Origin of the sequence: Microbacterium sp. I2 (assembly GCF_051364985.1) — a bacterium.
In the GTDB taxonomy this organism is placed as follows: domain Bacteria; phylum Actinomycetota; class Actinomycetes; order Actinomycetales; family Microbacteriaceae; genus Microbacterium.
Genome location: NZ_JBLWIH010000019.1, coordinates 338,133 through 351,338 on the forward strand (window position 1 = coordinate 338,133; position 13,206 = coordinate 351,338).

The 13,206-nt window shown below is 69.9% G+C and carries 13 protein-coding genes; 10 read left to right on the forward strand and 3 right to left on the reverse strand.

Annotated features, from left to right (window positions below; translation table 11 throughout):
- The first annotated feature begins 78 nt into the window (after nucleotides 1–78).
- Nucleotides 79–1,530 carry a cation:dicarboxylate symporter family transporter gene (locus ACLKM7_RS15190; protein WP_436447991.1) on the forward strand — a complete coding sequence of 484 codons (1,452 nt, stop codon included), beginning with the start codon at nucleotides 79–81 and terminating at the stop codon, nucleotides 1,528–1,530.
- A 76-nt stretch (nucleotides 1,531–1,606) separates the two neighbouring features.
- Here ACLKM7_RS15190 and ACLKM7_RS15195 read toward each other — a convergent pair whose 3' ends face one another.
- Entirely contained in the window at nucleotides 1,607–1,798 is a 192-nt protein-coding gene (locus ACLKM7_RS15195; RefSeq protein WP_436447992.1) for a hypothetical protein, read from the reverse strand.
- 15 nt (nucleotides 1,799–1,813) lie between these two features.
- A complete protein-coding gene (locus ACLKM7_RS15200; RefSeq protein WP_168912191.1) occupies nucleotides 1,814–1,996 on the reverse strand; it encodes a DUF5302 domain-containing protein in 183 nt (60 codons plus the stop codon).
- 308 nt (nucleotides 1,997–2,304) lie between these two features.
- On the opposite strand from ACLKM7_RS15200, the gene ACLKM7_RS15205 reads away from it, so the two are divergent.
- From ACLKM7_RS15205 to ACLKM7_RS15235, 7 genes are all read left to right on the forward strand, one after another.
- Nucleotides 2,305–4,596 (forward strand): polyribonucleotide nucleotidyltransferase, encoded by a 2,292-nt coding sequence (locus ACLKM7_RS15205; protein ID WP_436447993.1) that lies wholly within the window; start codon nucleotides 2,305–2,307, stop codon nucleotides 4,594–4,596.
- Between the two features lie 282 nt (nucleotides 4,597–4,878).
- The gene (locus tag ACLKM7_RS15210; protein ID WP_436447994.1) at nucleotides 4,879–5,919 is read left to right on the forward strand and encodes an aldo/keto reductase; all 1,041 of its coding nucleotides are present in this window, start codon (nucleotides 4,879–4,881) and stop codon (nucleotides 5,917–5,919) included.
- A 108-nt stretch (nucleotides 5,920–6,027) separates the two neighbouring features.
- Nucleotides 6,028–6,630: a histidine phosphatase family protein gene (locus ACLKM7_RS15215; protein WP_436447995.1), complete on the forward strand. Its 603-nt coding sequence runs from the start codon at nucleotides 6,028–6,030 to the stop codon at nucleotides 6,628–6,630.
- Between the two features lie 143 nt (nucleotides 6,631–6,773).
- Nucleotides 6,774–7,745 (forward strand): hypothetical protein, encoded by a 972-nt coding sequence (locus ACLKM7_RS15220; RefSeq protein ID WP_436447996.1) that lies wholly within the window; start codon nucleotides 6,774–6,776, stop codon nucleotides 7,743–7,745.
- A gap of 1 nt (nucleotide 7,746) precedes the next feature.
- Nucleotides 7,747–9,357 carry a hypothetical protein gene (locus tag ACLKM7_RS15225; RefSeq protein ID WP_436447997.1) on the forward strand — a complete coding sequence of 537 codons (1,611 nt, stop codon included), beginning with the start codon at nucleotides 7,747–7,749 and terminating at the stop codon, nucleotides 9,355–9,357.
- Nucleotides 9,354–10,031, forward strand: a complete 678-nt coding sequence (locus ACLKM7_RS15230) for an ABC transporter ATP-binding protein (RefSeq protein ID WP_436447998.1) — start codon at nucleotides 9,354–9,356, stop codon at nucleotides 10,029–10,031. The genes ACLKM7_RS15225 and ACLKM7_RS15230 overlap by 4 nt, the downstream gene beginning before the upstream one ends.
- A complete protein-coding gene (locus tag ACLKM7_RS15235; RefSeq protein WP_436447999.1) occupies nucleotides 10,028–11,359 on the forward strand; it encodes an ABC transporter permease in 1,332 nt (443 codons plus the stop codon). The genes ACLKM7_RS15230 and ACLKM7_RS15235 overlap by 4 nt, the downstream gene beginning before the upstream one ends.
- Before the next feature lie 6 nt (nucleotides 11,360–11,365).
- Here the strand turns inward: ACLKM7_RS15235 and ACLKM7_RS15240 are convergent, their stop codons facing one another.
- A complete protein-coding gene (locus tag ACLKM7_RS15240; protein WP_436448000.1) occupies nucleotides 11,366–11,869 on the reverse strand; it encodes a GNAT family N-acetyltransferase in 504 nt (167 codons plus the stop codon).
- A 63-nt stretch (nucleotides 11,870–11,932) separates the two neighbouring features.
- Between ACLKM7_RS15240 and ACLKM7_RS15245 the strand changes: the two genes are divergently transcribed.
- Both ACLKM7_RS15245 and ACLKM7_RS15250 read left to right on the forward strand, forming a co-directional pair.
- Nucleotides 11,933–12,751, forward strand: coding sequence for a 4-hydroxy-tetrahydrodipicolinate reductase (locus ACLKM7_RS15245; RefSeq protein ID WP_436448001.1), 819 nt, complete (start codon nucleotides 11,933–11,935; stop codon nucleotides 12,749–12,751).
- A complete protein-coding gene (locus ACLKM7_RS15250) occupies nucleotides 12,748–13,197 on the forward strand; it encodes a hypothetical protein (protein ID WP_436448002.1) in 450 nt (149 codons plus the stop codon). The genes ACLKM7_RS15245 and ACLKM7_RS15250 overlap by 4 nt, the downstream gene beginning before the upstream one ends.
- Nucleotides 13,198–13,206 lie beyond the last annotated feature (9 nt).

The window sequence follows — 13,206 nt, forward strand, 5'->3', positions numbered from 1 at the left end:
GCGGCGACGGACGCTGTCTTCACGTCGCACCCGCTCGTGCGACCCGGACAACGACTGTTCACCCCCTAGGAGGCGATGATGGCTCTCTCGACCCGGACGACTTCGTTCACACTTCCCGGCTTCAACTTCCGTCGCGGCAAGCGAGCATGGGACAAGCACACCTGGCTCTACCTCTCCGTGATCGCCGCCGTGGTTCTCGGTGCGGCCGTCGGCCTGATCTGGCCCGACGTCGGCGTCGCCCTCAAGCCGCTGGGCGAGGGCTTCGTCGCCCTGATCAAGATGATGATCGCCCCGATCATCTTCTGCACGATCGTGGTGGGTGTCGGGTCGATCGCCAAGGCCGCCACCGTCGGCAAGATCGGCGGTCTCGCGCTGCTGTACTTCATGGTCATGTCGACGTTCGCGCTGGCCATCGGTCTGTTCGTCGGCAACATGCTCCACCCGGGCGAGGGACTGGACATGGCCGGCTCGAGCTACGAGTCGACCGCGGAGGCCAAGACGACCCAGGAGTTCCTCCTCGGGATCATCCCGACGACCTTCTTCTCCGCCTTCACGGGCGAGAGCGTGCTGCAGGTGCTCTTCATCGCGCTGCTCGTGGGGTTCGCGCTCCAGCAGATGGGCGATCGCGGTGCGCCCGTCATGAACGCCGTCAAGCACCTGCAGGCGCTGGTGTTCCGCATCCTCGGCATGATCCTGTGGCTGGCACCGCTCGGCGCCTTCGGTGCCATTGCGGCCGTCGTGGGCAACACCGGGATCGCCGCGATCTGGGCGCTGGGCACCCTGATGGTCGCGTTCTATCTGACGTGCCTGATCTTCATCATCGGCGTCCTGGGCACCCTGCTGTGGGCGGTGACGCGGATCAACATCTTCGCTCTCGTGAAGTACCTCGCACGCGAGTACCTGCTGATCGTGGGCACCTCGTCGTCGGAGTCGGCTCTGCCTCGCCTCATCGCCAAGATGGAGCACCTCGGCGTCTCCAAGCCCGTCGTGGGCATCACCGTCCCGACCGGCTACTCGTTCAACCTCGACGGCACTGCGATCTACCTCACGATGGCCTCGCTGTTCATCGCGAGCGGCATGGGTGCCCCGATGTCGCTGGGCGAGCAGATCGGCCTGCTGGTGTTCATGATCGTCGCCTCCAAGGGTGCCGCGGGGGTCACCGGGGCGGGTCTTGCCACGCTCGCCGGAGGCTTGCAGGCCTACCGGCCCGACCTCGTCAACGGCGTCGGCGTCATCGTCGGCATCGACCGGTTCATGTCGGAGGGGAGAGCCGTCACCAACTTCACCGGCAATGCCGTCGCGACCGTGCTGATCGGCTCGTGGACGAAGGAGTTCGACGCGGCCCGGGCACGCAGCGTGCTGGCCGGGGACCTGCCGTTCGACGAGACGACGCTGGCCGGTGACGACCATGACGGCATGTCGCATGCGCCGGATGCCGTCGGGGTGCAGGGCCTCGAAGAGGCTGCGGTCGCCGAAGCAGGAGAGAAGGAGCGACGGGCACGCGAGCGTGCAGCGCTGCTCAGCCGCTGAGTCGCTCAGCCGCTGAGGACAGCTCGGGGCCCCGCCGCGCGGCGGGGCCCCGAGCTGCATGGGCGGTAGCGGGCCGTCAGCCCTCGGGGTCGATCTCGCCGGCCTCGATCGCGGCGTCCCGTTCATGCTCGATGACATCGTCGGCCTCGGCCTCGGCCTCGATGGACTCCATCGGGTCGAGCGTCGGAGGCGGAGTCTCGAACTCCACGTCGTCATCGAGCGGGACGTCGCGTTCGTCGTCCGGGATCCGCTCCCTGAAGTCGCTCATCGTGTCGCCCCGTCCCTACCCGCTCTTGCGCCGGAACTCGCGCTTGGTGACGGCCCCGTGGGTGCCGTGGATCCCCGAGTCCGCATCCAGGTGGGCCTCGCCCTCGCGGCGCTGGGCATTCTTCTTGTCGAGGGCTTCCTTGAACTTGCGCTTCATCTCGTCGGATGCCGCGCTCGCCGGCTTGTCGTCGGTGCTCATGCTCCAACCCTAGGTGCGGCATCCGACCGCCGCCAGGGATGCCGGGATTCAGGCTCCCGCTGATAAGCTGACTCGGGTTGCCCTCTGGGCATCCGCTCAATTCCATATGAGCAACGGAGCAGGCCGGCAGCTAGCTGGTCCCCTGTGGTGGATTCCTCGACGCGATGCGGCGGGTGGTCTTCTACTGGTGACCAGCGCTGGCGAATCCCGCGGACATGCCGCGCGCCGACATCTGCCTGTTCCTGCTCCTTCGCACAAGCTCGTGCGCGATACGCGCGTGCGAGCCTAAACAAAGAAGGAGAGACCTCTTGGAAGGTCCTGAAATCACCGCCGCCGAAGCCGTCCTCGACAACGGACGCTTCGGCACCCGCACCGTCCGGTTCGAAACCGGGCGACTCGCGCAGCAGGCACAGGGTGCCGTCGCCGCGTACCTCGACGAGGAGACGATGCTCCTCTCGGCCACCAGCGCGGGCAAGCACCCGCGCGAGGGCTTCGACTTCTTCCCGCTGACCGTCGACGTCGAAGAGCGCTCGTACGCCGCGGGCAAGATCCCCGGCTCGTTCTTCCGCCGCGAGGGCCGCCCCTCCACCGAGGCGATCCTGGTCTGCCGTCTCATCGACCGCCCGCTGCGCCCGTCGTTCGTCGAGGGCCTCCGCAACGAGGTGCAGATCGTCGTCACGGTGCTCTCGATCGCACCCGGCGAGTTCTACGACGCGCTCGCGATCAACGCGGCATCCCTGTCGACCCAGATCTCGGGGCTGCCCTTCTCGGGTCCGATCGCGGGCGTCCGTCTCGCGCTCATCCCGGGCCACGGCGAGAACGCCGACCAGTGGATCGCGTTCCCGACCGTCACCCAGCTCGAGGAGGCCGTCTTCGACCTCATCGTCGCCGGCCGCGTCATCACCGACGCCGACGGCAACGAGGATGTCGCGATCATGATGGTCGAGGCCGAAGCCACCGAGGGTTCGTGGAACCTCATCAAGGGCGGCGCCACCAAGCCGAACGAGCAGGTCGTGGCCGAGGGCCTCGAGGCCTCGAAGCCCTTCATCAAGCAGCTCGTCGCGGCGCAGAACGTCGTGGCGAACACCGCTGCGAAGGAGATCAAGGAGTTCCCGGTCTTCCTGCCCTACAGCCAGGAGACCTACGACTTCGTCGCGCACCGCGCCTACGACAAGCTCGTCCCGATCTACCAGATCGCCGACAAGCTGGCCCGCCAGAACGCCGACGACGAGCTGAAGGACGCCGTCAAGGCCGAGCTTCTCGCCGCCGTCGAGTCCGGTGAGCTGCCGGCCGTCGCGACGCTCGAGTTCTCCGCCGCCTACAAGTCGGTGACGAAGAAGATCGTGCGCGGTCGCATCCTCGCCGAGGGCGTTCGCATGGACGGTCGTGGCCTTGCCGACATCCGTCCGCTCGACGCCGAGGTGCAGGTCATCCCGCGCGTCCACGGATCGGCGATCTTCCAGCGCGGCGAGACCCAGATCCTGGGCGTCACCACGCTGAACATGCTCAAGATGGAGCAGCAGATCGACTCGCTGTCGCCTGTCACGCACAAGCGCTACATGCACCACTACAACTTCCCGCCCTACTCGACCGGTGAGACCGGCCGTGTGGGCAGCCCCAAGCGTCGCGAGATCGGGCACGGCTTCCTGGCCGAGCGCGCGCTCGTGCCGGTGCTGCCCAGCCGCGAGGAGTTCCCCTACGCGATCCGTCAGGTGTCCGAGGCTCTCGGCTCCAACGGCTCGACGTCGATGGGCTCGGTCTGCGCGTCCACGCTCTCGCTCCTCAACGCCGGCGTGCCGCTGCGCGCGCCGGTCGCGGGTATCGCGATGGGCCTGGTGTCGGACGAGGTCGACGGTCAGACGCGCTACGCCGCGCTGACCGACATCCTCGGCGCCGAGGACGCGCTCGGCGACATGGACTTCAAGGTCGCCGGCACGAGCGAGTTCGTCACCGCCATCCAGCTCGACACCAAGCTCGACGGCATCCCGTCGTCGGTGCTCACCGCCGCACTGCAGCAGGCACACGAGGCGCGTCTGACGATCCTCGGCGTGCTGAACGCCGCGATCGACGGTCCCGACGAGATGGCGCCGACCGCTCCGCGCGTGATCAGCGTCCAGATCCCGGTCGACAAGATCGGCGAGCTGATCGGACCCAAGGGCAAGACGATCAACGCCATCCAGGACGAGACCGGCGCGCAGATCTCCATCGAGGAGGACGGCACCGTCTACATCGGCGCGACCGATGGTCCCTCGGCGGAGGCCGCGCGCGCCCAGGTGAACGCGATCGCCAACCCGACGAACCCGGAGGTCGGCGAGCAGTTCCTCGGCACCGTCGTGAAGATCGCGACCTTCGGCGCGTTCGTGTCGCTGCTGCCGGGCAAGGACGGGCTCCTGCACGTGACCGAGGTCCGCAAGCTCGCGGGCGGCAAGCGCGTCGAGAATGTCGACGACGTCCTGTCGGTCGGTCAGAAGCTCCTCGTCAAGATCACCAAGATCGATGACCGCGGCAAGCTGTCTCTCGAGCCGGTGCTCGAAGAGCCCGCCGACCAGGAGGGTCGCGACGCGGCCAACCCGGGTCCGGAGGCTCCCGCAGAGGGCTGAGTCACATCGCGGCCTGATCGCCTGTCCGGATGCCCGTCCTGCTCCCTCGCGGAGTGGGGCGGGCATCCGCCGTCTGGGCAGAGGGCCTGCTGTCGTCCGCCGAACGGAGGACAACCCGCTGCGCGACTCCCTGTCGTGATGAAACCGTTATGTAATGTTTATCGACAGTTCGCCCCGGTGCGCGGCCGGGTGTCCGGACTGCCCTACCCTCGAAGTACGCGCCGGGGGGTGCGGACACAGTGACCACGAAGACTCCCACCGGGCTTCGTGAGGGGGTGGCACATGGCGTACTTCGGCGTTGACTCGACGCTCCCGCCGACGAGCCCGGATGCCATCGGCCCGGCCGCACCCGGGGTGCACCCCTCGGCACCCATCCCCGTGCAGGGTCCGTCCGTCGGCAGCAATGTGCGCGTGCCGCTCGGCGAGAGCGGCGTCGAGGTCTTCCCGCTGATCCTCGGCGGAGCGGAATTCGGCTGGAACGTCGACCTCGAGTCGAGCCATGCGATCCTCGACGCGTACGCCGAGCTGGGCGGGAACGCCGTCCACACCTCCGACAGCTTCTCGGGCGGCCGCAGCGAGCACATCATCGGTCAATGGCTGCACTCACGTGGCCTGCGTGACGATGTGGTGCTCGCGGTGCGGGTCGGCGGGCATGCCGACAACCCCGGACTCGGCCCGGTCAACCTGATCCGCTCGGTCGAGGCCTCGCTCGCACGGCTGCGCACCGATCGCATCGACGTCCTGTCGCTGGACGCGTCGACCGACTCGACGACCGCGCTCGAGGACACCCTGGCGACCGCGGAGTGGCTGGTCGAGTCGGGAAAGGTCGCCGCCATCGGCGCAATGGGCTACACGGCCGCGCAGCTGGTCGAGGCCCGCATCCTCGCCTCCGCGGGGTATCCGCGCATCACGGTCCTGGATGTCCCGTTCAACGTGCTGCGGCGTCACGAGTTCGACGCTGACCTGCGCCTGGTCGCCGGAGCGCAGGGCATGGCAGTGACGCCCTCTCACGCGCTCGAGCACGGATTCCTCGCCGGCAGGCAGCGCACGCGCCTCCGCGGATCGCTGTCGGTGCGGGGTGCCCAGCTGGCCGCGAATCTCAACCGTCGCGGCAGCCGGACGCTGCGCGCTCTCGACACCGTGGGCACCGAGCTGGGTGTGCCCGACGCAGCCGTCGCCGTCGCGTGGCTGCTGTCGCAGAAGCTCGTGACGGCCCCGATCGTCAACGCCTATGCCCCCCAGCACGTCGAGGAGCTCGTGCAGGGGGTGGGGGTCCGGCTCAGCCGCGCCCAGCTGTCGGACATCGCCCGCGCGTCGGAATAGGCTGCGACGCGCCGACCTCTCCACAAGCCCCGGGAGCGGCATCCGTCGGTGACGTAGGGTGGAAAGCGGTGCCCCGTCCGGGCACGCGACCCCGACGGAGTGAGCTGCGTGACGCACTACATCTACCTCGTGCGACATGGCGAGCATCAGAACGCCGAGCATGGACTGGTCGACGGACCACTCTCGCCGCGTGGCCGTCGTCAGGCCGCACTCCTGGCGGACCGACTGTCCGGGGTGCCGTTCGATGCGGTGTGGCACTCTCCCCTCGAGAGGGCGAGCGAGACGGCGCGAGCGGTGTCGGAGCGGATGCCGTCGCTTGCGCCGGAACCGTCAGCCCTGCTGTTCGACTGCGTGCCGACGGGGATGACCGACGAGACTCCGTCGGTGTTCGAGCCGTTCTTCGGGTCAGTGACCGAGGCCGAGGTCGAGGCCGGGCGGGCGCAGATGTCCGATGCGGTGAGCGAGTTCCTGGTGCGCAAGCGCGGCGAGGTGCACGAGCTGGTCATCACGCACAACTTCGTGATCGCATGGTTCGTGCGCGAGGTGCTGCAGGCCCCCGAATGGCGCTGGATGACCCTCAACCAGGCGCACTGCGGCCTGACGGTGATCGCGCAGAAGCAAGGACGCCCGTGGACGATGCTGTCCCACAACGACATGTCTCACCTGCCCGTCGAGATGCGCACCGGGCTTCCCGAGGTCTATCCCGTCTGACGCGGCCCGCCGGCCGGATGTAACGGTTGTGCAACGGTCGCCTCGGGCGCTGTCAGGACGTCGGGAGGTTCCGACATAAACGAGTGACGGGGCTGCGCCGCCGCACCCCACTCAGCAGCTCGACCTCCCCCTATGGAGCCGCCATGCGCACACGCACGCCCCTCGCCCTCGTCCTCGCCACCGGCCTGGTGGTGACGCTAGCCGCCTGTTCCGGCCCGTCGGGCTCCGGCGCCCCGAAGCCCGAGGACTCGCCGCTGAACGAGTACATGTCGGCGGTGTGGGGCGGTGATCTCTCCGAGGACGAGCAGCGCGAGCGCTTCGAGAAGGAGAACGCGGAGCGCGAGGAGCTCGTGGCGGAGTGCATGTCGGACGAGGGCTTCGAGTACATCCCCAACACCGGGGGCTCGTCGATGTCGTTCGGTACCGACGACGCGTGGAAGCCCGACGACCGCGAGTGGGTGGCCCAGTACGGCTACGGGATGATCAATTCGCCGATGAGCGAGGAGCCGCCGACCGACCAGGAGGAGTGGGTGGATCCCAACCAGGACTACGTCATGAGCCTTCCTGAGTCCGAGCAGACGGCGTTCTACGAGACTCTCCACGGCCCGCCCATGCCCGAGGACCAGATGAACGAGGACGGCTCGTACGAATACGACTGGGAGCAGGCCGGATGCTACGGCTGGGCCCAGCACGAGGTCGAGCAGAAGAATCCCGCCATGGCCGACGAGTTCGAGCCCCTCATGAAGGCGATGGAGGAGTTCTGGACCAAGACCCAGGAATCCAACGCGTTCGACGAGATCAACGCCGCGTGGAGCTCCTGCATGGCCGATGCCGGCCATCCCGGCTATGACGCGCAGGTGGATGCGCAGATGGAGTTCAACGAGGAGCTGAACGCCTATTACGAGAACCAGACCGAGTGGGTCGAGGACGATCCGGAGCTCGCCGAGATCGGGGAGCGCGAGATCGAGGTCGCGCTCGCCGATCTCGACTGCCGCGAGGAGACGGACTACCGCAAGGTGCAGCTCGACATCCAGTTCGCGCTCGAGGAGGAGTTCATCGCCGACCACAAGGCCGACCTCGACGCCCTGAAAGCCGCGGCGGAGCAGGGCCGCTAGCGTGGCGGGATCGCAAGAGCAGCACGACGCGAGCTTCGACGAGATCCTCGGGACGGCGACGACCACTGCTGAGGGCGAGGCCGGCGGCGAAGCCGCCCCTGCGCCGCCGCGTGCAGGCCTGCTCACGCGCTGGCGTCGCGTGTTCGACGGGAACCGCGCACTGTGGATCGTGGCGACGGTGGCCGTGGCCAGCCTCGTGGTCGGGCTTCTGGTCGGACGCTTCGTGGTCTCGCCCGCCGAGGCATCGGCGCGGGCGGAGCCGCCCGAGCCCGGCCTGATCACGGTGCCGGTCGAGTTCGGCGAGCTGAGCAACGACGTCACCATCCGCGGTGAGGTGGGCTACGCCGACGCCGCCGAGATCACCCTCGACACCTCCTCGCTCACGGGGCCGGCGATCGTGACCGGCCGGGTTCCCGAGGCCGGCGCCGAGTTCGGCCCTCTGGCGGTGGCCCTCGAGATCGCCGGCAGGCCGGTCATCGTTCTGCCGGGAGACCTTCCCGCGTACCGCACGCTGCGGTTCGGGATGTCGGGGCCGGACGTGGTGCAGTTCAAGCAGGCGATGGCCGCGGTCGGCATCAACGCCGGGGATCCGGCATCCGACGTCTTCGACGCCGCGGCCGCCGCCGCGGTGCCCGCGCTCTACGACCTCGTGGGGTACGCCCCGCCGCCTCCGCCAGAGGGCGGCGAGGAGGCTGTCCGGGCAGCCTCGGAAGGAGTCACCGCCGCGCAGCAGTCCCTGGCCGCGGCCAATGACGAGCTGAACCGTGCGGGCAGCGGCGCGTCTGCGGTGGCCCTGCGCGAGGCCGACAACCAGGTGGCCAGCGCGCAGCGGCAGCTCGACGCCGCACGGATGGCGGTGCCGCTGGACCCGCTCGTGGTCGCGGATCTCGAGGACGCCCTCGCTCTGGCGAAGCTCCGCCGGGACGAAGTCGCCGCCGCGCCGGACACGCGGGCACAGCGTGCCGCCGTCGATGCCGCGCGCTCGCAGGTAGCTCAGGCGCAGGAGGCGCTCACGCGTGCGCGTGAAGAGGCGCTGCCCTTCCTGCCCTCGAGCGAGGTGCTCTACCTCGCTGCGTTGCCGCGACGCGTGGATGCGGTGACCGCGGCCCGTGGCTCGGTCCTGCAGGGCGTCGCGATGACGGTGTCGGGTGCCACCCTCGAGTTGACCGGCTCGGCCGCCGAAGCGGACGCGACGCTGCTGCAGGTCGGCGGCGAGGCGTCGTTCGAGCTGCCGGACGGCTCGAGCCACCGCGCCGTGGTCGCCGAGGTGACCCCGGGCGAGGAGTCCAGCGGGCGCTGGACGATCGGCTTCACCCCTGACCCGCTCACACCCGAGCAGATCCAGCAGCTGCAGGGCGCGAACGTGCGGGTGTCGATCCCTGTCGGCGCGACCGAGGGCGATGTGCTGTTCGTGCCCCTCGCCGCGGTCACCGCCGGCCCCGGCGGAGAGAGCCGAGTCGAAGTGGTCGACGGCGATCCGCGCGACGGAGACCAGGCGGAGACACGACTGGTCGACGTCGAGACCGGGCTCGCCGCGGACGGCTCGGTCGAGGTGCGCCCGGTCGAGTCGGGCGAGCTCGAGGAGGGTGACCTCGTCGTGGTGGGCCGATGACTTCGCCGCTGATCGAACTGCGCGACGTCACACGGTCGTTTCCCGGACCGCCCGAGGTGCAGGCGCTCAAGGGCGCGTCTCTGCGTGTGGACGCCGGGGAATACGTCTCGATCGTGGGGCCGAGCGGATCGGGCAAATCCACGATGTTGAACATCCTCGGGCTGCTCGACCGGCCGAGTGTCGGCGAGTACCGGATCGAGGGGCATCTGACCGGCGCGCTCGGAGAGGACGAGCGCGCCGCCGTCCGTGCTCGCAGGATCGGATTCGTGTTCCAGTCCTTCCACCTGCTGGCGCGCCGGAGCGTGCTGGACAACGTGATGATGCCGATGCTCTACAGCGGCGTGGCGCGCGCCGAGCGCGAGCCCCGCGCGCGCGAGGTGCTCGAGCGCGTGGGCCTCGGGCACCGGATCGACTTCCTTCCCGGCACGCTGTCGGGCGGTGAGCGGCAGCGTGTCGCGGTCGCCCGTGCGGTGGTGAGCCGTCCGAGCCTGGTGCTCGCAGACGAGCCGACCGGCAACCTCGACGGTGACACGACGGGAGGAGTCCTCGACCTGTTCGAGGAGCTGAACGCCAATGGACTGACGCTCGTCGTGATCACGCACGACCCTGCCGTCGCCGCCCGCGCGGGCCGCAGCATCCGGATCGCCGACGGCCGTCTGCAGGAGGTCGCATGACCACCGCGATCGGCGAGGAGAACGCGACCGTCCCCACGGACTCCCCGGATGCCGCAGACCCTGTGCCCGGCGAAGCTGCCCCGGGGTCACCGCTGGTGACGAAGGTGCCGCGCGCCGATCGCTTCACGATGGGCGATCTCCTGGCAGAGGCGACCGCCGATATCGGGACGCGACCGGCGCGACTGGTGATGACGGTGCTCGGAACTGTCCTGGGCATCGGCGCGCTCGTGGCGACCCTCGGATTCGCCCAGACGACGGCCGGACAGATCGCCCGCCAGTTCGACGCGGTCGCCGCGACGCAGGTCGTGATCGAGCCGTCGTCTGCGCAGACGGCGAGCGGCGCGAGCGTCGCGACCTCGCGCCTGCCGTGGGACGCGGCAGACCGTGTGGCGCTCCTGGTCGGTGTCGAGTCGGCCGCGCTGATCGGCGAGGCCGACCTCGGCACCGAGACGATCACCGCCGTCCCGGTCAACGACCCGTCGGCGCCGGCGGTGGCGCCGCCGCCGCTGTTCGGATCGACGGCCGACCTGCTGGAGGTCACCGGTGCGCGGCTGGCGACCGGCCGCATGTTCGACACTGGGCACGACGCGCGCGCCGACCGGGTGGCCGTGCTCGGCGAGCGAGCGGCCGAACGGCTCGGCATCAACCGCGTCGACAGTCAGCCCTCGATCTTCATCGCGGGGCTGGCGTATGCCGTCATCGGAATCTTCGATGAGGCCGAGCGACGGGCCGAACTGCTGGACGCCGTGGTCGTGCCGATGTCGACCGCCCGCGCGGACATCGCGCTGGGTGCGGCCGAAGAGCTGCTCATCCGGATCACCCCGGGCGCCGGGCAGCAGGTGGCAGAGCAGGCCGTCGTGGCCCTCGCTCCCGACGCGCCGGACTCATTCGACGTGTCGGCCCCGTCGTCGCGTTCGGAACTCGGCGACAGCGTGCAGGCCGACGTGAACGTCGTGTTCCTGATCCTCGGGGGCATCGTCCTGCTCGCCGGCGGTCTGGGCATCGCGAACGTCACGATGCTCACCGTGATGGAGCGCACGCCCGAGATCGGCCTGCGCCGCGCCCTGGGCTCGACCGGTCGCCAGATCGCCGGGCAGTTCGTCGTCGAATCCGTCGTGATCGGACTCCTCGGCGGACTGATCGGGGCATCCATCGGCGTCATCGCCGTGGTGGGCGTCTCGCTCGCGCAGCAATGGACGCCGATCGTCGATCCGCTGGTCGCGATCGGCGGCGCGCTCCTGGGCGCCGTCGTCGGCCTGGTCGCCGGTGGGATCCCGGCGCGGCGGGCAGCCCGCATCGAGCCGGTCAGCGCCCTTCGGGCCGGCTGACCACGGTTACGGCAGAGCCGGCTCCACTCCGCCCTCGCCGAGCACCTTGCTGTACCAGCGCGACGCGTTGGGGTTGTCGTTGTAGCGGGGGATCGTCACGAACCCCGTTCGGGCGTACAGGGCGGCGGCCGCCTCGAGGGAGTGGTGTGTGTCGAGCACGAGTTCGCGCGCGCCGAGCTCCCGCGCGCGGGACTCGAGTTCGTCCATGACCAGCCGTCCCCAGCCCCGCCCGCGTGTCTGCGGGCGCAGATAGAGGTGCTTGACCTCATAGCGCGTTCCGTGCGGTCCGGGTGGCAGTCGACGGATGCCTCCGCAGCCGACCGCCGTGCCTTCGTCGTCGTCCAGCACGATGAACACGCCGCGCGGCGGCTCGAACGCGCTGGGATCGGGGAACGTCGTCGTGTATGAGACGTCGATCTCGGCGAAGCCCTGGGTCCTCGAGCGGAAGTACTCCGCGAGGAGCTCGTGGGCATCGGCGGCGTCGACGGGGGAGGGGCGCAGGGTCACCACACGACCAGCGTAGACGCGGCCGCCCTCCGGGCCGGTCGTCGGTGCCCGCCTAGGATGGAGGCCATGACGACGCGCGTGGCCATCGTGGGCGGCACCGGCAAGCTCGGCGGTATCATCCGCGACGTGGTGGAGGCCGAGCCAGGGTACGAGATCGGGGCCGTGCTGTCGTCCCGTTCCGAGCTGTCCGAGCTGGCGGGGGCGGACCTGGTGGTCGACGCTTCGACTCCGGCGGTCTCGATCGACGTCGTGCGCGCCGCCATCGAGCGGGGGATCAATGTGCTGGTGGGCACTTCCGGTTGGTCCTCCGAGCGCATCGCGCTCATCCGGCCGCTCGTCGAGGCCGCCGGCACCGGCGCCGTCTTCATCCCGAACTTCTCGCTGGGCTCGGTGCTCGGCTCGGCGCTCGCGGCCGCGGCCGCGCCCTTCTTCCCGTCGATCGAGATCGTCGAAGCGCATCGCGAGACGAAGATCGACTCGCCCAGCGGCACGGCCGTCCGCACCGCGGAGCTGATCGCCGCGGCGCGCGAAGCCGTCGGTCCGGTCGAGTCTCCCCACGTGGATCAGCGTGCCCGGGGCCAGCAGGTGGCCAGTGTGCCCGTCCACTCGCTGCGCAGACCGGGTGTCGTGGCGCGGCAGGAGACGATCCTGTCCGGTGCGGGGGAGTCGCTCACGATCGTCCACGACACCGTGGAGCCCGCACTCGCCTATGCCCCCGGCATCCGTCTCGCCCTCGGCGCCGCCCGCGGTGCGCGCGGGGTCGTCGTCGGCCTCGACAGCCTGATCGACATCGGCATCGGCCGCGGTGCGCGGACGCCGGCCCCTCAGCCGCCGGTCGATGAGGGAGGCGTGCCGGGTCAGGTCGCCCGGACCACGAGCGCATGAGCGCACGCATCGGCGTCGCCGTCATGGCGGTGCTGCTCGCGCTGTACATCGCACTGGTCGGTCAGCGGGCGTGGCTGCTGCTGGTGAGCGGCGATCCGGTGGGCGTCGGCCTCGGTATCGCGCTGGTGGTGCTGCCGGTCATCGCCGTGTGGGCACTGGGGCGCGAACTGTGGTTCGGCGTGAGGGCGCAGCAGCTGGGCCGCCGGCTGGAGGCGGACGGTGCGCTGCCGCAGGACGAGGTGACGCTGCTGCCGAGCGGCCGTGTCGCGCGCGCCGACGGGGATGCGGTGTTCCCGGCATACCGGGCCGATGTCGAATCGCATCCGGACGACTGGCGTGCCTGGTATCGACTGGGTCTCGCGTACGACGCGGCAGGCGACCGGCGACGTGCCCGCGAGGCCGTGCGCACCGCGATCCGGCTCGAACGCGCCGACCCCGAACGCTGACGCGGGCGA